Raw genomic sequence first — 21,363 nt, 5'->3', positions numbered from 1 at the left:
CGGATGAAGAAGGGTTGATGATCCGGGAGGTGATCAGAAGGCGTTGGCCGGTTTCGAATGGTTTTCTCAGGCGATTAAAGCGGGATGAGATGATTTGGCGCAACGGGGAGCCCGCTTTTTTGACGGAGCGCGTGTTAAGGGGCGATCGGATCCAGCTGGCCGTGCCTGCCGCTTTTCCGGAACACATTTTGCCCGAGCCGATCCCGCTCCACATTTTGTATGAAGACGATTGGCTGATGGTCGTGGACAAGCCACCGGGGATTGTGGTTCACCCGACCAAAGGACATCCTTCCGGAACACTGGCCAACGGCATTGTTCACCATTGGCTAAGCCGTAAAGAGAGGCCCGGATTTCACCTTGTCCAGCGTCTCGACCGTGACACATCGGGGCTTTTGGTCATCGCCAAGAACGCATTTGCCCATCAACAGCTGGCGTTGCAGATGAGTCGTGGACGGCTGAAAAAAGGGTACATGGCGGTCGTGGAAGGGAGAGTCAGCAGTCCAAAGGGTGTCATTGAGGCGCCGATCTGGCGCGAGCCTGGTTGCGTTCGCCGGCTGGTGGACCCGAGGGGCAAGCCGGCGCGAACCGCCTACCAGGTAGAGCGGCTTTTACAGAATGCCACGCTGCTCCGCTTGAAACTGTTGACCGGCCGTACGCACCAGATTCGCGTTCACCTGGCGCATCTGGGCCACCCCTTATTTGGCGATGCGCTGTATGGCGGAAATACGGAATGGATTCAGCGGCAGGCGCTCCATGCCGCAGAGCTTAGGTTTGAGCATCCGGCCGGGAGATATCCGATGTCATTCCGGAGCCCTCTGCCCGAGGATATCCAACAGTTGCTCCACAGCCTTGCTCATGCCTGATGTTGGGTTTTCAAAAGGGGTTCCAGCGCTTCCTCGGTAGGCGTCACATAAATCGTTTTCTGTTTTTCGTAAATCACGAATCCCGGTTTGGCCCCACTCGGTTTATGGACGTGCCGGATCAAGGTATAGTCTACCGGGACCTGTGAGGAACGTTGTGCCTTGCTGAACCAGGCGGCAAGCAAGGCCGCCTCTTTCAACGTTTGTTCGGTGAAGTGTTGCCCGCGGATGACCACATGGGAGCCCGGAATGTCCTTGGCGTGCAGCCAGGTGTCGTTGCGGTTGGCCAGTTTTCCGGTAAGGTAATCATTCTGCCGGTTGTTTTTGCCGACGAGAATTTCGAACCCTTCGGAAGACCGGAACTGCTGCGGACGCGGCGGTTCGGTCTTCCGTTTTTTCCGGACCGTTTTGCGGCTGCGCAGATATCCTTGCTCGATCAGCTCTTCACGGATTTCCTCCAGTTCTCTGTCGCTGGCCAAGGCCAATTGCGCCAGGATCGTCTCAAAATAGCGGTTTTCCTCTTCTGCAAGCTCCAGTTGCTGTCGGGCCATCCGCAGGCTGTTTTTGGCCTTGTTGTATTTTTTGAAATAGGCCTGTGCGTTTTCGCTGGGCGAGAGGGCGGGGTCCAGTGGAACACGAATCTGCGGCATGGATTCTTCGTAAAAGTTTTCCGCGATGAGCTCCGTATCACCCGGCTGGATGCGGTAGAGGTTTGCCGTCACCAGTTCCCCGAACAGGCGAAAATCCTCTGCTTGCTTGGCTTCCTCCAAAGTGGCCCGGAGTTTCTCCATTTTTTTCAGGTTTTTTTTCATCTCGTTTTCAAGCCAGTTTTTGAGGTCATGGGCCTGCTGCCTGATTCTCTCCTTCTGTGCTTGCTCTTTATAAAATGATTCCAGGCATTGGCTGACGGTCGGACAGGTTTTTTTCTTTCCATCCAGGCTGTGTAAGGGGATGACATGGAAATCATCTTTTTCCCCGTTGATCACGGTTGGTTCGTAATGATGCTGTTTCAATTGATTGATGATTTCGGAAAAGGCATGCCAAACGTTGTCTCTGGTTGGCAGGCCTGCCCGATGGAGGATTTCCCTGGCGAGCGTCGGGCCAATCCCGAAGTAGCGTTCCACCAGCTGTTTCTCCAGCTTGCCGCGGTTCCAATCGATGGCCGCAAAAAAAGATTCCCGGTCCATTTCCCAAGGGACGGCTTTTTCCTGCGGGGGTGGAGGAGTATAGGTCCTTCCGGGGAGCACCTGCCGGTATTGGCTTAATGCCGCGGGCACGTGGTGAATCGCTTCCAGGATCCGCTGGGAATCCAGATCGATCAGGATGAGGTTGCTGTGCTTTCCCATCACTTCCAGCACCAACCGTTTGATTCCCCAATCCCCGAGTTCATTCCGGCTGCGGATGTCCAGCCAGCATACGCGATCCAACCCCATTTGACCGATACCTGCGATCAATCCGCCTTCCAGGTGTTTGCGCAGCACCATGCAAAACAGGGGAGGCTCAGGCGGGTTGGACAGTTGTTCCTGAACCTGATAGATGCGCGGAATGGTATGGCTGGCCGAAAGGAAAAGACGGTGGTTTTCGCCATGAGCGCGGACGAGCAGGATCACGTCTGTTTCGCTCGGCTGATAAATTTTCGTCACCCGTCCGCCTACGAGCGGCTGCAGTTCATGGACGATGGCTCGCATGACAAAACCGTCAAAACCCATTGCCCACCCTCCTGTCCCAAAATGTTCCCATTTTCGTACCAGACAAGTATAGCATGTTTTCCTGTTGCCCTGAATAGAGTAAAGCAGAGCAAGGGCCGGCCAAGCAGATAGGGGGGCAGCAGAAGCGCAATGAAGGAAAAGAAAGCATACCAACAATCGGTTGAAGATGTGCTCCGCCAATACGAGACGGATGTGAATGCCGGATTGACATGGAAAGAAGCGGAGAAAAGATTGGCGCGATATGGCGAAAATCTCCTTGCAGGGGGAGAACGGATCAATCCTCTTTTCTTGTTTTTCAGTCAGTTCAAGGATTTTATGGTGTTCATCCTTCTGGTCGCCACATTGTTGTCAGGATGGCTTGGTGAATATACGGATGCATTGACGATTGTGGCCATTGTCCTGCTGAATGCCGTCCTGGGTTTTGTTCAGGAGTATCGTGCGGAAAATTCCTTGCAGGCGCTCAAGCAGATGACGGCGCCAGAGTGCCGGGTCTTGCGGGACAGGCAATTGCAAAAGATACCGGCTAAAACAGTGGTGCCGGGCGACATCGTCTATTTGGAAAGCGGCGATCGGATTCCAGCCGATTTGCGGTTGGCGGTTGCCGAAGGACTGCGCATCGAGGAAGCCGCGTTGACCGGGGAATCGTTGCCGGTCGCCAAATTCGCCGATCCGCTTCCGGATGAAGATTTGTCTCTGGGCGATCGGCAAAACATGGCCTATATGGGTACCAGTGTGGTACAGGGAAAAGGGATCGGCATTGTGGTAGCCACCGGGATGCAGACGGAAATGGGGAAAATCGCCCATCTGATGCACATTGAAGACGAGGAGGTTACTCCGTTGCAGCACCGCCTGGCCCATTTGGGACAGGTGTTGGTTGTCGCCTGCCTGCTTTTGACCGGTCTGGTGGTGGGTCTTGGAATCTGGCATGGGCAAGAATTGTATCAAATGTTTCTTGCTGGTGTCAGTCTCGCCGTGGCGGCCATTCCGGAAGGCCTGCCGGCGATTGTGACGGTGTCCCTGGCACTGGGCGTGCAACGGATGATCAAGCGGCAGGCCATCATTCGCAAGTTGCCGGCGGTGGAAACGCTGGGGACGGCGACCGTTGTCTGTTCCGACAAAACGGGAACCCTGACGCAAAACCGGATGACGGTGACCCACATCTGGATTGCGGGGCGCAAGATTGAGGTAAAAGGAGAACAGGAACCTTCATCAGGTCCCTTTGTCTCCGCAGGCCTGCCGCTTGCGTCGCAACGGCACCGGGAACTGCAGTGGCTTTTGGAGATCGGCTGCCTTTGCAACAATGCACAACTGATCGAAAACGGCAGGAAAAGAATTTTTGGAAAGAAAAAGCACCCTGACAAGATTCCGGCTGCAGGCCCGGAAGGGGACTGGTTGCTGCAGGGCGATCCGACTGAAGGAGCGGTTCTTTTTGCCGGATTGAAGGCCGGCCTGAACCCCGCTGAGCTGCGCGGTCGCTGGCGGCGGATCAAGGAATTTCCGTTTGATCCGTCAAGAAAGATGATGTCGGTTGTCGTGGAGGACACATCCCGCAACCGCTGGGTGCTGGTGAAGGGAGCGCCGGATGTCCTGTTGGAACGTTGCACGCAGATTGTATACGGCGAGAAGGAGCAGCTCCTGTCGCCCGCCTTTAGGAAGAACGTCATGCAAGCAAATGAATCGCTGGCGCAAATGGCTTTGCGAAACTTGGGATTTGCATACCGGCGCCTGCGTCCGGGAGAAATTCCCCAAAATGAGGCGGAAGCCGAACAAGGTCTGGTCTTTCTCGGGTTGATGGGCATGATCGACCCGCCTCGCCCAGAGGTCAAGCAGGCCATTGCCCTTTGCAGGCGGGCCGGTATCCGGACCGTGATGATCACCGGCGATCATCAGACGACGGCGGAGGCCATTGCCCGGCAACTGGGGATCCTTCCGCCGGGGGGACGGGTGCTGACCGGCAGTCAGCTGTCCCGGATGGGCCAATCGGAACTGGCGGAAAACATCGATCAGATATACGTTTACGCACGTGTTGCGCCGGAACACAAGCTGCGGATTGTCAAGACCTTGCAAGCCAAAGGTGAAGTGGTGGCGATGACCGGGGACGGGGTCAATGACGCACCGGCTGTTAAAGCGGCGGACATTGGCATTGCGATGGGCAGAACCGGTACCGACGTGACCAAGGAAGCAGCCTCCCTCGTCCTTGCCAATGACAACTTTGCGACCATTGTGGCTGCCGTCGAAGAGGGACGAGGCATTTATGAGAACATCCGGAAATTTATCCGTTACATGATGGCCAGCAATGTGGGAGAAATTTTTACCATGCTCATTGCGATGCTGTTGGCGATGCCTTTGCCGCTGCTTCCCATTCACATCCTCTGGGTCAACTTGGTGACGGACGGGTTGCCGGCCATGGCGCTGGGAGTGGACACCAGCGAAGAGAATGTGATGCACCGTCCGCCGCGGGATGCGCGTGAAAGCGTCTTTGCGCGCGGGATGGGATGGAAAATCATCAGCCGGGGGCTTTTGATCGGACTGGTCACGGTGGGCAGTTTTTGGCTGACGCTGGCAGAAAACCCGGACGACCTGTTACGGGCTCAGACGGTGGCTTTTGCGACGCTGGTGATGGCCCAGTTGATTCACGTTTTTGACTGCCGGTGTGAGCGTTCCGTCTTTGATCGCAATCCATTTGAAAACCGCTGGCTGGTCCTTTCGGTGATCATGTCTGTGTTGATGCTGCTGGCTGTCATCTACGTCGGTGTTCTGCAACCGGTTTTTCACACCACGGCGCTTCATTTGCGCGAATGGGCCTTGATTTTGTTCGCCGCAGCCATTCCTACGTTCATCGCCGGCATTCCGGCCCTGTTGTCAGGCAAACCGGCGCAGGCGCTCCATCCGATGCGCTAAAAGGTCGTGATACTTGTTCAGATCACCTAAATTGTTTAGAATAAATGAATGGAAGTGAAACCAACATGAAAAGCATGACAGGTTATGGGCGGGCTGAAGTATCGGCTCATGGACAACGGCTTGTGTTGCAGATTCGGTCTGTCAACCACCGATATCGGGAAATTTCAGTTCACTTGCCAAAAAACTGGTTATCCTATGAAGAGCTTCTCAGAAAAGAGCTCCAGTCACATCTGTCCCGGGGAAAAGTGGACCTGTATGTGCAGCTGGAGCCTGTGGACGGAACCTTGCAGACGCTGAATTGGCAACGTGTCGAGGACTGGATAAGGCTGTTGCGGACGCTCAAGGAACGCTTCCAATTGCCAGGGGAAGTTGACATCCGCACGATTTTGGAAATTCCCGAAATCTTCCACACACAAGTCGATGATGAATTTGATTGGAGTGAGCCGCTCAGGGAGGCCGCTGCCCTGGCATGTCAGCAGCTGAACCAGATGCGACGGCGGGAAGGTCAAGTCATACAGGAAGACCTCCGGCGGCGCAACCGGCTGGTCCTTGAACAGGTGGAAGAGATGCAGCGACACGCGGAACAGATGCTGGAGATCTACCGCGGTCGTCTGCTGCAGCGGCTGGAAGCGCTCGGGGTGGAGAAGATAGCGGAAGAAAAATTGTACACGGAGCTGCTGATCTTTGCGGAGAAGGCGAATATTGATGAAGAGCTGACACGTTTGCGCAGCCATTGTCAGCAATTTGCCCGGATCGTCGAAGAGCCGGGGCCGGTCGGGAAAAAGCTGGATTTCCTGTTGCAGGAAATGAGCAGGGAAATCCATACCATTTCGGCGAAAGTGCCCGATCCTACCCTCAATCAGCACATTCTCACGACGAAAAGCGAGATTGACAAGATGCGGGAACAAATTCAAAATGTGGAGTAACTTTTGCGGTCGTCATGTACCTGCAAGCTTTTCAAACTTAGGATGGGAGGGCAGGCTCAATCTGATGTCTATCAAACTGATCAATATCGGATTTGGCAATATTGTGTCGGCTAACCGCATCATTTCGATTGTCAGCCCCGAATCAGCGCCGATCAAGCGGATCATCACCGAAGCGCGGGCCAACAGCCGTCTGATCGACGCCACCTACGGAAGGCGAACCAGGGCTGTGATTGTGATGGACAGTGACCACGTGATCCTCTCAGCGGTGCAACCGGAAACGGTTGCGAATCGGTTGAACACCAAAGAGGATCCTGCGGTTGATCCGGAGGATTGAGATGGCAGACCATCAGCAGGGATTGCTTATTGTATTATCCGGGCCTTCCGGTGTGGGAAAGGGAACCGTCTGTTCCGCCTTGCGCAGCTTGATGCCTGAGCTGGTGTATTCCGTATCGGTAACGACACGCAAGCCTCGCGCCGGGGAAAAGGACGGGGTGAACTATTTTTTCAGGACCCAGGAAGAATTTCAGCGGATGATTGAACAGGGACAGCTGCTGGAATGGGCCAGATACGCCGATCATTATTACGGCACGCCAAGGGAATTTGTTGAACAAACTCTTGCCCAGGGCAAGGACGTCATATTGGAAATCGAAGTTCAGGGAGCGCTTCAGGTGAAGGAAAAGTTCCCCGAAGGCATTTTTATTTTTCTCCTGCCCCCCAGTTTGAACGCGTTGAAGGAACGGATCGAACATCGGGGGACGGAAGACGAGGAGGATATTCTCCGCCGCTTGGGCGTGGCCAGGGAAGAGTTGAAGATGTTGCATCATTATGATTACGCGGTGGTAAACGACGTGGTTGAGAAAGCGGCGGACAAGATCCGGGCGATTATCGCGGCTGAACACCTGAGGACGAAACGGATCTGGGATCGGTTTGCCAAACAGTTGGAGGAGGTTGAGTTTCGCTGATGCTGTTTCCCGAAGTGGACAAGATGATCGAAGCGGTTGGAAGCAAGTATTTGCTTGTCACAGCAGCCGCAAAAAGGGCGAGACAGATTAAGGACGGTTCACCGCTGACGATCGATTCGGCTTCGTCGCACAAAGAGGTAGGAATGGCATTGGAAGAAATCGTCGCCGGCAAGATTGTCCTCCAGGAAAAACAGGATGAAGAGCAGGAGGAGAAGGAATCCTGAAAGCTCTTCCGCCGCCGTGCGTGAGGAGGGGAATGATGGAAGGAAAGCGCATTGTCCTGGGCGTGACAGGTGGGATTGCCGCTTACAAGGCGGCGGATTTATGCAGCCGCTTGAACAAACTGGGCGCAAAGGTCCAGGTGATCATGACCGCAGGGGCTACCCGGTTCATCACTCCGTTGACCTTTCAAACCTTATCGCGCCACCATGTGTTTGTGGATGTTTTCGAGGAACAAGATCCATCTGTGGTTTCGCATATTGATGTTGCCGATCACGCCGATCTGATGGTGATTGCGCCGGCGACGGCAAACCTGATTGCCAAAATGGCCCATGGCATTGCCGATGACATGCTGACCACGACGGCGCTGGCGACACGGGCGCCGATTCTGGTCGCGCCGGCGATGAATGTCCATATGTACCAGCATTGGACCGTTCAGGAAAATATTGCGCGCCTGAAGGCGCGCGGCGTTGAATTCATCGACCCGGTCGAGGGGTTGCTGGCTTGCGGTTATGAAGGCCAGGGCAAGTTGGCGGAGCCGGCGGATATTGTGGCGAAAATTCAGTCGATGCTTGCGAAAAAACGGGATTGGTCCGGACGTACCGTTCTCGTCACAGCAGGCCCCACACGCGAACCGTTGGATCCGGTTCGTTTTTTTAGCAATCGTTCATCCGGAAAGATGGGCTATGCCATTGCCGAAGCGGCGCAAAAACGGGGGGCGCGCGTTCTTTTGGTCACCGGGCCGACCCGTCTGTTGCCTCCTGCCGGTGTCGAGGTGTTTGCTGTGGAGACGGCAGACCAAATGTATGAGACGGTTCTATCCCTTTTGCCCGATGCGGATGTCGTCTTCAAGTCGGCTGCCGTGGCTGATTATGCGCCGGTCCAGGTCGCGGAGCAAAAGATCAAAAAGGTGTCTGACCAGATCCAGGTACAGCTGCGGCGTACTCCTGATATTCTGGCTGAGATTTGCAAACGCAGGCGACCGGACCAGTGCATCGTCGGTTTTGCGGCTGAGACGGAACAGGTGAGCCGTTATGCGTTGGACAAGCTGGAACGGAAAGGGGCCGACTTTATCGTCGCCAACGACGTTTCCCAGGGGGATATCGGCTTTGATACGGACGCCAATCGAGTGGAGGTATACGGGAGGAACGGCTTTTTTCATACTTGGCCAAAGATGAGCAAGCGGGAAGTGGCGGACCGGCTTCTGGATCTCATTTTGAAACATGTGCTTGAGAAGGAGACGCGATGAGACTGCGGGTGCAGGTTGTGGTGGATGTTCCCGGGCAGGCCGGTGATCAGAGTTACACCTATTTGGTCCCGGAAGAATGGGCCGCTGAGGTCCGAATCGGTTCACGCGTGGTGGTGCCGTTCGGTTCACGCCGAGTGGATGGCATTGTCATCGACGTGAAGGATGAACCGCTGGCAGCCAAACGGGGGACGGAACAGGCGCAAGAGGACATCGTGCTCCGTGAGATTGAAGAAGTGGTGCCACCGCCTTTGACCGCAGAGCTGGTCAATCTGGCGCACTGGCTCAGCCAGAAAACCCTGTGTTCATGGATGACCGCTCTTAAGGTGATGATTCCTGCCGGCGTTCGTGGCAGGTATACCACCGAAGTGGAGATTAAGGATGACGGATGGCTGAAGACGGACGAGGAACAGGAGATTTTGTCCTATGTAAAGGATCATCCCGCCATTGCCTGGAAAGATCTGTTGCAAGCATTTCCGGCGTACAAACGCATCCTGAACCAATGGAGACGTGAGGGGCGGCTTGTGGTCCGCCCTGTCCTGAAAAGGGATGTCCGGGGCAAGAAGGCGGCCTTCATCCGCCTGAACATCGATCCGGGGAAGCTGGACGTTTTCTTGCAACAGCTTCCCCGCCAGGCGGTCAAGCAACGGGAGATCCTCGAGCAATTTCGCCGCCATCCGGACGAGGAATGGCTGCAATCTGACCTGCTGAAACGGGTTCAGGCTTCCTCCTCGACGATTCAATCGCTCATTCGTCAGGGAGTATTGGCGCGGGTGGAAAAAGAGGTGCCACGGCATCCTTTTTCTGGTCGGCCGCCAGAACGGGACGTCCCCAAACCGTTGACCGAAGAACAACAATCCGTGTTGAATCCGATTTTGGCGGCAATATCAAAGCGGGAGTACCAGGCCTTTTTGCTGCATGGCGTAACCGGAAGCGGCAAGACGGAAGTTTATCTGCAGGCGATTGCCCATTGCCGGCATCTGGGACGTGCAGCAATCGTCCTTGTGCCGGAAATTTCCCTCACCCCTCAGATGGTGGACCGGTTTCGTCGGCGATTCGGCGAGGAAGTGGCGGTATTTCACAGCGGCTTGTCACAAGGGGAACGTTTTGATGAATGGCGAAGAATTCAGGAAGGCCGTGCCGGTGTCGTTGTTGGAGCCCGTTCGGCCATTTTTTCTCCCTTTGAAAACATAGGGCTCATCATCGTGGACGAAGAGCATGAAGGAACCTACAAGCAGGAGGAGGCCCCCCGCTACCATGCGCGGGATGTCGCCTTGCGACGCGCCCGGTACCATCGGGCGGCCGTCGTCTTTGGCAGTGCCACGCCCTCCCTCGAAGCCTATACAGCAGCCCTGCAGGGAGGCTTTACGCTGCTGAGCATGAGACACCGGGTTCACGGCCGTCCCTATCCTCGCGTCCACCTCGTCGATTTGCGGAAGGAGTTGCAAGAGGGAAACCGCAGCCTGTTCAGCCGTCTTCTTTATGAAAAAATGCTGGAACGGTTTGCCCGCAAGGAGCAGGTGATTCTCTTCCAACACCGTCGTGGCTTTGCCCATTTTGTGATGTGTCGCGTATGCGGGACGGCGATCACCTGTCCCCACTGCGATATCACCTTGACGTACCACCGAGTAGGCAACCACCTGCGCTGCCATTATTGCGGGTTTACAGCGTTGGAACCGTCTGCCTGTCCGGAGTGCGGAAGCCAGCACATCCGCCATTTGGGTGTTGGTACCCAGCGGGTGGAGGAGGAGCTGAACCGCCTCTTTCCCCAGGTTCGCGTGTTGCGAATGGATGCGGATACGACCGCTCAAAAAGGGGCCCACCAGCGCCTGCTTGATCTTTTTCAAAGACACGAAGCGGATGTCCTGCTGGGGACGCAGATGATCACCAAGGGATTGGATTTTCCAAATGTCACACTGGTAGGCGTGATCCTTGCCGATTCACTGCTTTTTCTGCCCGACTTTCGCGCCAGTGAGCGGACGTTTCAACTGTTGACACAGGTGAGCGGCCGTGCCGGCCGTCACGAGAGGCCGGGAGAAGTGGTGATCCAGAGTTTCAACCCGGAACACGAAAGCATCCAGGCGGCTGCCACGCATGACTATGTCCGGTTTTACCAGAGGGAAATGCTGCTGCGCAAGCAGTCCGGCTATCCGCCATACTGCCGCCTGGCGCAGCTGGTCTTCGCGCATGAAACGGCCGCCGTTGCCTTGTCCTGGGCGACGCAGGTGACACACTGGCTCAACGGGGAGCTAAAGGATCATGCCCACATCTTGGGGCCGGTTGCTTCACCGATCGCGAGACTAAAAAATAGATATCGATTTCAGAGCATGATAAAATATACAAATGAAACCATTGTCCGTACGGTCTTGCGAGCGGCGCTGACCCATTGGGAGCCCCGGCTGAAGAAGGAACAGGTCAGCTGGCACATCGACATGGAACCGCGTATGCTGGGTTAGATGAACACAAGCGGAAAGGAGGGGAGCAAATGGCTGTACGGGTCATTGTCAAGGAGCCGGATCCGATCTTGCGCCAGGTCAGTCAAGAGGTTCGACGGATTACGCCGAACATCCACAAGCTCCTGGATGATATGGCGGAGACGATGTACGATGCGGGTGGCGTAGGGCTTGCGGCGGTCCAGGTAGGCGTTTTGAAAAGGGTCGTGGTTATTGATGTGGGCGAAGGGTTGATTGAGCTGATCAATCCGGTGATCACCTCACGCGAAGGCGAACAGATTGGCCCTGAAGGTTGCCTGAGCATTCCCGGGCTCGTGGGTGAAGTGAAACGGGCCATGCGGTGTACTGTCGAGGCTTTGAACCGCCATGGAGAACCGATTGTGGTCGAGGGCGAGGGTTATTTGGCGCGCGCCCTGCAACACGAAATTGACCATCTCAACGGGATCTTGTTTACCGATCTGACCTCCGTTTTCTACCAGTCTGAGAAGGAGCCTGATTGATGTCGGTACGTGTTTTATTTATGGGAACACCAGACTTTGCGGTGCCCGTGCTCGAGGCGCTGGTGCATTCTCCCTATGAAGTGATTGGGGTCGTCACGCAGCCGGACAGGCCGAAAGGTCGCAAGAAGGCATTGACGCCACCGCCGGTCAAGCAGGCAGCGGTGCGGTATGGTCTACCCGTCTTGCAACCGGAAAGAATCAGAGGGGAGGAGGCTTGCCAGTCGATCCTCGACATGCAGCCGGATCTCATCGTCACGGCGGCATACGGGCAATTGCTTCCGACCCCCATTTTACATGCGCCGCGCTATGGCTGCATCAATGTTCATGCCTCGTTGCTGCCCAAATACCGGGGCGGCGCCCCGATTCACTGGGCGATTATCAATGGCGAACGGGAAACGGGGATCACGCTCATGTACATGGTTGAGGAGCTGGACGCAGGAGACATCATCGCCCAGCATGCGGTACCGATTCACCCTCAGGACACCGTAGGCTCTTTGCATGACCGGCTGAAGGAGCTGGGTGCCCGCCTGCTGATGGATACGATGCCGGCGTTGTTGGCGGGCCAGATTCGGCCAACGCCGCAAGATGACAGCAAGGCCACGTACGCGCCAAATCTGCGGCGTGAAGATGAGCGGATCGATTGGCACCGTACCGCCGAAGAGGTATATAACCGCATTCGCGGGTTAAACCCATGGCCCGTCGCTTACTCCACTTTTCGAGGGGAAACCTGGAAGATATGGTGGGGCCGGCCGGTGCGGCGGGAACACCAAGCGCCGCCTGGGACGATTCTCGAAGTGACGCAAGAGGCTGTGATCGTCGCATGTGGCCGGGACGCGCTCGAAATTTTGCAGATTCAGCCTTCCGGGAAGACCAGGATGACGGTGGCCGATTATCTCCGCGGCAGAACAATCCAACCCGGCGAATGTTTCGAGAGCGGAGGTTAAAGCGTGTGAAAAACAGGCCGGCGAGACAGCCCAAACCATCCATTGACAACGCCAGGGCAGCAGCCTTGGCGGTTTTAACATCGGTAGAGCAGGGAGCCTTCAGCAACCTGAAGTTGAATCATGTGTTGAAAAAGGCACACCTTCCCCGCCTGGAGGCAGCCTTGGCCACTGAATTAACCTATGGCACCTTGCAGCGCCGCAACACCATCGACTGGATGCTGACGCCTTATCTGAAGCGGGATCTGGGGAGACTTGACGCCTGGGTGAGAAATCTGTTGCGCATGAGCGTCTACCAGCTCGTCTACCTGGATCGGATCCCCGATCACGCCGTGGTCCATGAAGCGGTTGAGTTGGCCAAATCGTGGGGGAATCCAGGGATCAGCGGTTTTGTCAACGGGACATTGCGAAATTTTCTGCGTTTCCCCGACAGACGGCAAATCCCCGCCGGCCTTTCCCCCGTTGCCCGGCTGTCCTTGCAGCATTCTCACCCGGAGTGGCTGGTCCGGCGGTGGCTTGAGCAATACGGCGAGGCGGCAACAGAGGCGATGTGCCGGGAGAACAATCGGCCACCGGCGCAATCCATCCGCGTCAATCGCCTGAAAACGTCGCGCGACGGGTTGCTCCAGCTACTCCGGGACAATTGTCCGGGGAATGTTCAGCCCTCACCGGTGTCGGTCAGCGGCATTCGCTATGAAGGAACGCTTTCGCTGGCCCAAACTCGCTGGCATGAGGAAGGATGGTTTACGATTCAGGATGAGAGCGCCCAATTGGTGACAGAAATCCTGGATCCACAGCCAGGGATGCGGATTCTGGACGCCTGTGCGGCGCCGGGCGGCAAGACCACCCACCTGGCAGAATGGATGTGCGATCAGGGTCGGATTGTCGCCTGGGACGTTCGCCTACATAAAGTGAAGTTGATTCGCCAAGCGGCAAGAAGGCTGGGCTTGACATCCATTGAGGTCCGGCAGCAGGATGCCCGCCTTGGCGCCCAATCGGGAGAGGCACCCTTTGATGCGGTGTTGCTGGATGCGCCCTGCAGCGGCTTGGGTGTCATTCGCCGCAGGCCTGACCTCAAATGGTCCCGCAAGGAAAGCGACATTCAACAACTGGTGCAGCTGCAGCGGGAACTGTTGGCCGGCGTCGCCCCTTTGGTCCGGCCTGGCGGTCTGCTGGTCTACAGCACCTGCACCATTGAACAGGCAGAAAATGAGGAGAATGTCGCCTGGTTTCTCGCCAACCATCGCCAGTTTGAACTGGATCAGGATTGTCCCCATCCGCTGTGTGAAAACGGTCAGGTCCGGATACTTCCGCATCAGTTCCACAGCGACGGTTTTTTTATCGCGCGAATGAGAAAGAAAGCTTAATCGTCTTTGCATGATGATGACGGATACAGAAGCGAGCTGTCGCCACAAAGGGGGATTGGCATGAGCGGTGCGTGGAGGACAGACGTTGGCAAGGTGCGTTTTGTCAACGAAGATGCGGTTTATTATGATGAGCGTGCGGGTGAAATGATACTCGCCATGGTGGCTGATGGAATGGGGGGGCATCAGGCGGGCGATGTGGCCAGTCGAACCGCCATTGACGTAATCCAACGCGAACTCCGCGAAGTGACCTCCCGTACCCTGGCAATGGATGCGCGAAATTATCTGGAAGAGGCCATTCTCAAGGCCAACCAGGTCATCTACCGGCGAGCACAGGAGGATCCGCAGCTGTCCGGCATGGGGACAACCATTGTCGTGGCACTGATCTCCGTGGATTGGGGGTGGATCGCCCACATCGGCGACAGCCGTGCTTACGCTTGGGATTCATCACGCCTGCTGCCGATTACCGCCGATCACTCATTGGTCAATGAGCTCGTCAAAAGCGGACAGATTCGCGCCGATGAAGCCATCCGCCATCCGCAGCGGAACATCCTGGTTCGCGCGCTGGGAACCGACTTGAAGGTAGAAGTGGAGTTCAACAGCTACCAGCCACAGCCCGACCAGCTGCTCCTACTGTGCAGCGATGGCCTGACGACCATGCTGAGCGATGAACAAATCAGCCAGATCTTGCGCGGCGACGGCACGTTGCAGGATAAGGCCGACCGGCTTCTCAACCAGGCTTTGGAACAGGGGGGCGAAGACAACATCTCTCTCATCCTGTTCACCCCTCCCTCAACCTCTCCAGACGGCAGATCTGTTTGTCGCTAGTTGGGGGTGGGAACGTGATTGGAAAAGTGTTAAACCAAAGATACCAGGTGATCAAACGGCTGGGCAGCGGCGGCATGGCTACGGTATACCAGGGGCTTGATTTGGAGGAGTTGCGGTTTGTTTCGCTAAAGGTCCTCAAGGAACAGTTTGTGCATGATGAGGCCTTTACCCGCCGGTTTCAGCGTGAGGCGGAGGCCGTCTCCCGGTTGTCCCACCCCAACATTGTCCGATTTTACGGTGTGGGCAAGGATCATGGGATCCCGTACATCGTCATGGAATATGTGGAAGGAGAAACGCTTAAGGAAAAAATATCCCGGCAGGCTCCCCTTCCTGTTGACGAGGCGGTTCGCATCGCCATGGAAATCTGTGACGCGTTGGAATACGCGCACCGGCACCAGATTGTACACCGTGATATCAAGCCGCACAATGTTCTCATTTCCACGGATGGAAAGGTCAAGGTCACTGACTTTGGCATTGCCCAGGCATCCAGTGAGGCGACGATTACGCATGGAACTGTCATCGGCAGCGTCCATTACTGTTCGCCTGAACAGGCTAAGGGAACAGTCGTCAGCGGGCAATCCGATTTATATTCGCTCGGCGTTGTTTTGTATGAGATGCTGACCGGCGAGTTGCCTTTTTCGGGAGACACGCCGGTTACGGTGGCCTTGAAGCATCTGCAGGAACCTTATCCCCCTGCCTATGAAAAGAACCAGTACATTCCGCAAAGCCTGGAAAATGTGCTGGCGCGGGCGCTTGCCAAAGATCCCAGGCAAAGGTATCAGTCAGCCGCCGAAATGCGTGCAGATTTGGCAATCGTCCTTCAATCCGGAGGAGTGATTGAGCCCCCGCAGGAGTATCCAGAGGATGAACAGGCAACACGGCTTCTTACGCCTCTGCCATCTGAGCACCGTGCGGTGAATGCGAGTGAATTTCAGCCGGCCGATGAATTTCAACCGGATGATGAATCGGCTCCATCGTCCGTGCCGAAACGTCGCCTTCGATGGTGGATGTCCCTTGCGCTGGTCATGCTGACGGCCGTTCTGGTGGTTGCAGGCTGGATGGCGCTGGACAGGTTGCAGGCCAAATGGAATGTGCCCGAGGTGGTGACCCCGAATGTGGTGGGTTTGCCGGAGGATGAAGCCGTTCGTTTATTGAAAAATGCCGGCCTGGAGGTGGAGCGTTTTGAAGTGGAAAACGAGGGGATGTCGCCGCATCATGTCGTGCGGCAAGATCCGCCGGGGGATTTGAAAGTAAAAGTCAACCGAACGGTGCGCATCTGGGTCAATACAGGCCCGGCATCTTTGACGCTTCCTTCCTTGGCGGGGCGCACACGCCAGGAAGCGGTGGCGGAGCTGGAGAACCTTGGTCTTTCGTACAGCCTCGAGGAGGAATACAGCCATCGCGTCCCAAAAGGAGAGATTATCCGCCATGACCCGCCATCCCAATCCACGGTCATCCCTGGAAGGACGACAGTAAAGCTGGTGGTCAGCGCGGGTCCAGAGATGCTTACCATGATTGATTTGCGTGGTTTGTCCCTCAAGGAGGCAGAGACCCGGCTGCTGGAGAAGGAGCTTTCTCTCGGAAGGGTTTATACCCAGCCGAGCGATGAACAAAAAGGCACGGTGCTGCGGCAATTTCCTTATGAACCGGGACAACCGGTCCCGATCGGTTCGGAGGTGGATCTCTGGGTCAGCAGCGGACGGCCTGAGGAGGATTAACGGCTTAGTGGGCGGGTTAGGGCTCTGGCGATTTCTTAGCTGGATAGAGGAAAGCTGACTGACTGGGGGAATACAATGGAATTGGAGGGACGGATTGTCAAGATCATCAGCAATTTTTGTTATGTGGATACCGAAAAGGGCCTGGTTCCATGCAAGGCGCGCGGGGTGTTCAAGAAAAAGGCGCTTACACCCCTTGTCGGCGATCGGGTCAGTTTGTCTTGGGATGGCGGTGAATACGGGATCATTCAGGCCATCCACCCAAGAAGCAACCAATTGTTTCGCCCGCCAGTGGCCAATATGGATCAGGTGTGCCTGGTTTTTTCTGTCGCCGAACCTCCCTTGAGCCTGGTTTTATTGGATCGCTTTCTGGTGCATGTGGAAGCGCACCGGTTTCCGGCGCTGCTTTGTTTTTCCAAGATGGACCTGTTGCCGTTGCAGGAATCGGAAACGGCTGAACAGTTTTACCAGACCTGCGAGATATACAAAAAAATCGGTTATCCTGTCATTCCCATCAGCGTCCGGACCGGGGAGGGACTGGACCAACTCATCGAACGGTTGCAGGGAAAGACCACCGTTCTGGCTGGCCAGTCCGGCGTAGGGAAATCCTCCCTGTTGAATGCGCTCATTCCCGGCAGCAACATGGAGACGGCGGAGATCAGCAAAAAATTGGGGAGAGGACGACATACCACGCGCCATGTAGAGCTGTTGTCCCTTCCCCAAGGAGGGTACCTGGTCGACACACCCGGCTTCAGCCAGCTGGATTTTCAGGGCATCTCTTCCGGAAAACTGGCGGATGCCTTTCCTGAGTTTGCCGCTTATTCCATGCACTGTCGCTTCCGAAGCTGCCTGCACTGGAAGGAACCCGATTGCGGGGTTCGCGAGGCGGTGGCTGAAGGTGCGATTGCCCCCACCCGCTATGAGCATTACCTGCACTTTTTACAGGATCGATTGGCGGAGGAGAAGCATAAAAAACTGTAAAGAGGGGAACGGAGAAAATGGGCCAGCTGATACTGGACGATGCGATGGCGCTGCCATTTGTGGATGGTTCCCAACTGGAGAGGCTTCAGCCGCAAGTTTCCGTGATTCATCGCGCGCTTCACGAACGGCAGGAGTCTGGCCTGGGTTGGGTGGATTATCCCCTGCGTGAAGAAAACGCGTACATTTCGCGGATTCTGGAGACGGCTGATATGGTTCGTCGGCAAGCCGACGTGTTGCTGGTCATCGGCATCGGCGGTTCCTATATCGGTTCGCGCGCGGCCATCGAAATGCTGCCGACGGACGGACCGGCCATTCTTTATGCCGGATACCAGCTCAGTTCCTTGCATCTCGTCCAGGTCATGGGTGCGTTACAGGGAAAAGATGTGTTCGTCAACGTGATCTCCAAGTCTGGAGCCACATTGGAACCTTCTCTCGTTTTCCGGATCATCTGGCCGCACTTGGTTGAGCGGTATGGGGAGGCTGAGGCTGCCCGGCGGATTCTCGTAACCACCGGCTCTTGCGGACCGTTGCGGAAGCAGGCAGAGCAGGCAGGGTTCCCGATTTTCAGCCTGCCTGAGGATATCGGCGGACGCTATTCGGTGCTGACGGCAGTTGGACTGTTGCCGATGGCGGTTGCCGGCATCGATATCAACGCGGTGATGCGGGGAGCAAGGGACGCGGCCCTGCGTTTCCAGGAACCCGATCTTAGTGTCAACCCTGCTTATCGTTATGCGGTATACCGCAACCTCTTCTATCGTCAGGGGAAAATCATCGAATTGTTGATCACGTATGAACCCAGCCTGTATGCCTTGTCCGAGTGGTGGAAACAGCTGTTTAGCGAAAGCGAAGGCAAGCACGGACAAGGGATTTTTCCGACGGCGGCGCAATTTACCACCGATCTTCATTCCCTTGGCCAATACATTCAGCAAGGCAGGCGTCTCTTGTTTGAAACGATCGTCGATATTCACAAGCTCCCTGTGTCGGTGAAGATTCCAAAAGGGAAAGGGAACGACGACGGACTGGATTTTTTGGCAGACCAGACGCTGGACTGGGTCAATCGCAAGGCCCTCGAGGCCACCCGGCTTGCGCACGCAGATGGCGGTGTGCCTAACCTGGTCGTCCGCCTTCCTGAGCTGAACGCGTATTGGTTCGGCCAGTTGATCTACTTTTTTCAGAAGGCCTGCGCCATGAGCGGGTATTTGGCGGGAGTCAATCCCTTTGATCAACCGGGCGTTGAGGCTTATAAGCAATATTTGTCGGCGATTCTCGGTCGCCCGGGATATGAAACACTGCAAAAAGACCTTGAACAGCGGTTGCAAAGAATGGGTCATAGGAATGGATGAAACCGATGGAAAAACGGTACGCGATCGGGGTGGATGTGGGTGGAAGTTTTACGAAGGTCGGCCTGGTGGAGCCCGGCGGCCGGTTGATGGCCCAGCGCGTCCTTCCCACTGAAAAGGAAAAGGGATTTCAGCATTTTATCCGGCTTTTGGAAGATGTGGTGGAGCAACTATTGCATGAGGCGCGCCTGTCCGAGCAGCAGATCAAGGGATTGGGGATCGGTCTTCCGGCTTTTTTGGATCGCGAAAAAGGGTGGATCCATCAAGCGATCAATCTCGGATGGCAAAACGTTGCGGTGAAAGAGGATTTGGAGCGGCGGTTTCCATGGCCTGTGCGGGCGGACAATGACGCCAATCTGGCCGCTCTGGCTGAAAGCTGGAGCGGGCGGGGGCGGGGAAAAAGTCCGCTTCTGTGTTTGACCATCGGCACCGGGGTAGGCGGCGGTGTGGTGATCGATGGCCGGCTTTTTCACGGTTTTTCCAACATGGCAGGTGAAATTGGCCACTTGCCGGTGTCGCAGAGAATGTGGCGCTGCCATTGCGGCAAAGAAGGCTGCCTGGAGACGGTCAGTTCGGCGACGGGAATGCTCCGCCTGGCGCGCGCCGGGCTGCAGGCGGGATTCTCCAGCAGCCTGCGGGAGGAGAGACTGACCATCCAGGAAATTTTTCGCGCGGCCGCTCAGGGTGACCCGCTTGCCAGAAGTGTGTTGGAGGAGGCGGGAGAGGCGCTTGCAGAGGCGCTGGCCATCGTCAGCCTGGTTCTCAACCCTGAGCGGATATTGTTGGGTGGCGGGGTGAGCCAATTGGCGGGAGATTGGCACCTGCGAATTCATCAAGTTTTTCAGGCAAAGGGGCTGCCCAGGGCGGTTGCCGGCGTGGAGGTGTTGCCGGCCTTTTGGGGCAACGATGCCGGGATGATCGGAGCAGCTGCGCTTTTTTTGAATGAGGAGGAGGCTGCAGGATGAAAATTGCGCCATCGATTCTTTCAGCAGATTTTGCCAACTTGGCTGCAGAATTGCGTTCGGTCGAAGCGGCCGATTGGATACATATTGATGTCATGGACGGCCATTTTGTTCCCAATATCACGATGGGCCCGATCATCCTTCAAGCGATCCGGCCGCTGACCGACAAGATATTGGATGTTCACCTGATGATTACGGATCCTGACCGGTATATTCCGGTTTTTGCGGAACATGGTGCCGATTTGATCACGGTACATCAGGAGGCAACCTGCCATTTGCAGCGGACGCTCGCGCTCATCCGTTCGCTCGGCAAACGTGCCGGCGTGGCGCTAAACCCGTCAACGCCGCTCCATGTCCTTGAGTATGTGTGGGAAGATCTGGACCTTGTCCTGCTGATGACGGTGAATCCCGGATTTGGTGGACAAGCCTTTTTGCCGCAAGTCCTGAGAAAAATATCGGCGTTGCGGCAGCTTCTTGATGAACGGGGCTACTCGCACATCGAGATTCAGGTGGATGGCGGCATTGACGATGTGACCGCGCCGCAAGTGCATGAAGCGGGCGCAACGGTAGCCGTCTCCGGCTCCTACATTTTTCGCCATCAAGACCGCGCGCAGGCGATCCAAAAGTTGCGCATGCTCAAAAAATAGGCACATTTGCCAAGCCGGTTGAATATACTCATATGGAACGCACCAGGCGTGGTGCCCTCTGTGGGGGTGTCGGTTCATGACAACCATCCGTAAAATGCGCTGGGCGGTCCGCCGTCATTCCAATTGGCTGTCCTGGCTGCTCATGTTGATTGGCCTCATACTGATCCTTATTTCGGTTCCCACCTGGGTGTGGATTGCCATCATCGGATTGGGTTTGATTTTTATCGGGATTCTCGTGAGAAGGCGGAAATATCTCGTTTAACGAAAGGGACGTTTAACGGAAAGGGAGGGGTCGGGATGCGGTTTTACGCGATAAAATTGCCGAAGTTCCTCAGCGGGATGGTCAAAATTGTGGTTCGGATGTTCAGCAGACAGCGTTAACAGTGAAGATAAAAAGCACCTGGTTCGGTGCTTTTTTTATACACGCTTTACTTTTCCGGATTTCAGGGCCTTCGCGCTCACATAAACGCGTTTTGGCTTTCCATCGACGAGGATGCGTACTTTCTGGACGTTGACGCCCCATGTACGTTTGGATTTTCGGTTGGAATGGCTGACTTTGTTCCCCCGTCCCGGAGATTTCCCGGTGATAAAACATTTGCGAGCCATGCTGCGCACCTCCTTGCTCGAGCAAACCTTTTGACCATGCCATTATACTATACCATGACAACAGAATACAAGAACACGCGATCACTCAGGTAAAATCTTACCGAAAGGATTGTGGATCGCTCACGTCAAAATCTTACTGAGGGGATGTGACGTGAGAATGTCTCTACAAAGCCGTCGCGAGTACTTACGCAAAATGCAGGAAC

Annotated in this window: 21 protein-coding genes; 19 read left to right on the top strand and 2 right to left on the bottom strand. The window is 55.8% G+C overall.

Features of this window, described 5'->3' with window-relative positions:
- The first annotated feature begins 17 nt into the window (after positions 1 to 17).
- Complete coding sequence (locus BAA01_13030; protein ID OUM87781.1) at positions 18 to 863, top strand: hypothetical protein; 846 nt, start codon at positions 18 to 20, stop codon at positions 861 to 863.
- On the opposite strand, the gene BAA01_13025 is transcribed toward BAA01_13030, so the two are convergent.
- A complete protein-coding gene (locus tag BAA01_13025; protein ID OUM87728.1) occupies positions 854 to 2,569 on the bottom strand; it encodes a hypothetical protein in 1,716 nt (571 codons plus the stop codon). The genes BAA01_13030 and BAA01_13025 overlap by 10 nt on opposite strands.
- Positions 2,570 to 2,698: 129 nt before the next feature.
- Between BAA01_13025 and BAA01_13020 the strand changes: the two genes are divergently transcribed.
- The 18 genes from BAA01_13020 to BAA01_12935 all read left to right on the top strand — a co-directional run bounded on the left by BAA01_13020 (position 2,699) and on the right by BAA01_12935 (position 20,935).
- The gene (locus BAA01_13020) at positions 2,699 to 5,470 is read left to right on the top strand and encodes an ATPase (GenBank protein ID OUM87727.1); all 2,772 of its coding nucleotides are present in this window, start codon (positions 2,699 to 2,701) and stop codon (positions 5,468 to 5,470) included.
- Between the two features lie 65 nt (positions 5,471 to 5,535).
- Entirely contained in the window at positions 5,536 to 6,396 is an 861-nt protein-coding gene (locus tag BAA01_13015; protein ID OUM87726.1) for a YicC family protein, read from the top strand.
- Positions 6,397 to 6,460: 64 nt separating this feature from the next.
- Entirely contained in the window at positions 6,461 to 6,730 is a 270-nt protein-coding gene (locus tag BAA01_13010; GenBank protein ID OUM87725.1) for a hypothetical protein, read from the top strand.
- A gap of 1 nt (position 6,731) precedes the next feature.
- Positions 6,732 to 7,358, top strand: coding sequence for a guanylate kinase (locus BAA01_13005; protein ID OUM87780.1), 627 nt, complete (start codon positions 6,732 to 6,734; stop codon positions 7,356 to 7,358).
- The gene (locus BAA01_13000) at positions 7,358 to 7,582 is read left to right on the top strand and encodes a DNA-directed RNA polymerase subunit omega (protein ID OUM87724.1); all 225 of its coding nucleotides are present in this window, start codon (positions 7,358 to 7,360) and stop codon (positions 7,580 to 7,582) included. The genes BAA01_13005 and BAA01_13000 overlap by 1 nt, the downstream gene beginning before the upstream one ends.
- A 32-nt stretch (positions 7,583 to 7,614) precedes the next feature.
- A complete protein-coding gene (locus BAA01_12995; protein ID OUM87723.1) occupies positions 7,615 to 8,826 on the top strand; it encodes a phosphopantothenoylcysteine decarboxylase in 1,212 nt (403 codons plus the stop codon).
- On the top strand, positions 8,823 to 11,279 hold the full coding sequence (locus BAA01_12990; GenBank protein ID OUM87722.1) for a primosomal protein N': 2,457 nt from the start codon (positions 8,823 to 8,825) through the stop codon (positions 11,277 to 11,279). Before BAA01_12995 ends, BAA01_12990 begins: the two co-directional genes overlap by 4 nt.
- 29 nt (positions 11,280 to 11,308) lie before the next feature.
- Entirely contained in the window at positions 11,309 to 11,776 is a 468-nt protein-coding gene (locus BAA01_12985; protein OUM87721.1) for a peptide deformylase, read from the top strand.
- Positions 11,776 to 12,720: a methionyl-tRNA formyltransferase gene (locus tag BAA01_12980; GenBank protein ID OUM87720.1), complete on the top strand. Its 945-nt coding sequence runs from the start codon at positions 11,776 to 11,778 to the stop codon at positions 12,718 to 12,720. The genes BAA01_12985 and BAA01_12980 overlap by 1 nt, the downstream gene beginning before the upstream one ends.
- Positions 12,721 to 12,761: 41 nt before the next feature.
- The gene (locus BAA01_12975; GenBank protein ID OUM87779.1) at positions 12,762 to 14,084 is read left to right on the top strand and encodes a 16S rRNA (cytosine(967)-C(5))-methyltransferase; all 1,323 of its coding nucleotides are present in this window, start codon (positions 12,762 to 12,764) and stop codon (positions 14,082 to 14,084) included.
- Positions 14,085 to 14,144: 60 nt separating this feature from the next.
- Positions 14,145 to 14,909, top strand: coding sequence for a hypothetical protein (locus tag BAA01_12970; protein ID OUM87719.1), 765 nt, complete (start codon positions 14,145 to 14,147; stop codon positions 14,907 to 14,909).
- A gap of 14 nt (positions 14,910 to 14,923) precedes the next feature.
- Positions 14,924 to 16,627: a hypothetical protein gene (locus BAA01_12965; GenBank protein ID OUM87718.1), complete on the top strand. Its 1,704-nt coding sequence runs from the start codon at positions 14,924 to 14,926 to the stop codon at positions 16,625 to 16,627.
- Between the two features lie 75 nt (positions 16,628 to 16,702).
- The gene (locus BAA01_12960; protein OUM87717.1) at positions 16,703 to 17,605 is read left to right on the top strand and encodes a ribosome small subunit-dependent GTPase A; all 903 of its coding nucleotides are present in this window, start codon (positions 16,703 to 16,705) and stop codon (positions 17,603 to 17,605) included.
- 17 nt (positions 17,606 to 17,622) lie between these two features.
- The gene (locus BAA01_12955) at positions 17,623 to 18,948 is read left to right on the top strand and encodes a glucose-6-phosphate isomerase (GenBank protein OUM87716.1); all 1,326 of its coding nucleotides are present in this window, start codon (positions 17,623 to 17,625) and stop codon (positions 18,946 to 18,948) included.
- A 5-nt stretch (positions 18,949 to 18,953) separates the two neighbouring features.
- Complete coding sequence (locus BAA01_12950) at positions 18,954 to 19,910, top strand: hypothetical protein (protein ID OUM87778.1); 957 nt, start codon at positions 18,954 to 18,956, stop codon at positions 19,908 to 19,910.
- Positions 19,907 to 20,554 carry a ribulose-phosphate 3-epimerase gene (locus BAA01_12945; GenBank protein ID OUM87715.1) on the top strand — a complete coding sequence of 216 codons (648 nt, stop codon included), beginning with the start codon at positions 19,907 to 19,909 and terminating at the stop codon, positions 20,552 to 20,554. The genes BAA01_12950 and BAA01_12945 overlap by 4 nt, the downstream gene beginning before the upstream one ends.
- Positions 20,555 to 20,630: 76 nt before the next feature.
- On the top strand, positions 20,631 to 20,816 hold the full coding sequence (locus tag BAA01_12940) for a hypothetical protein (protein ID OUM87714.1): 186 nt from the start codon (positions 20,631 to 20,633) through the stop codon (positions 20,814 to 20,816).
- A gap of 35 nt (positions 20,817 to 20,851) precedes the next feature.
- Positions 20,852 to 20,935 (top strand): stage V sporulation protein M, encoded by an 84-nt coding sequence (locus BAA01_12935; GenBank protein OUM87713.1) that lies wholly within the window; start codon positions 20,852 to 20,854, stop codon positions 20,933 to 20,935.
- A gap of 36 nt (positions 20,936 to 20,971) precedes the next feature.
- Here BAA01_12935 and BAA01_12930 read toward each other — a convergent pair whose 3' ends face one another.
- Positions 20,972 to 21,160, bottom strand: coding sequence for a 50S ribosomal protein L28 (locus BAA01_12930; protein OUM87712.1), 189 nt, complete (start codon positions 21,158 to 21,160; stop codon positions 20,972 to 20,974).
- Positions 21,161 to 21,363: the final 203 nt, after the last annotated feature.

This window comes from Bacillus thermozeamaize, from assembly GCA_002159075.1.
GTDB classification, from domain to species: Bacteria; Bacillota; Bacilli; order ZCTH02-B2; family ZCTH02-B2; genus Bacillus_BB; species Bacillus_BB thermozeamaize.
The sequence above is the reverse complement of the archived record's forward strand: the minus strand, read 5'-3'. Positions and strand labels throughout refer to the sequence as shown.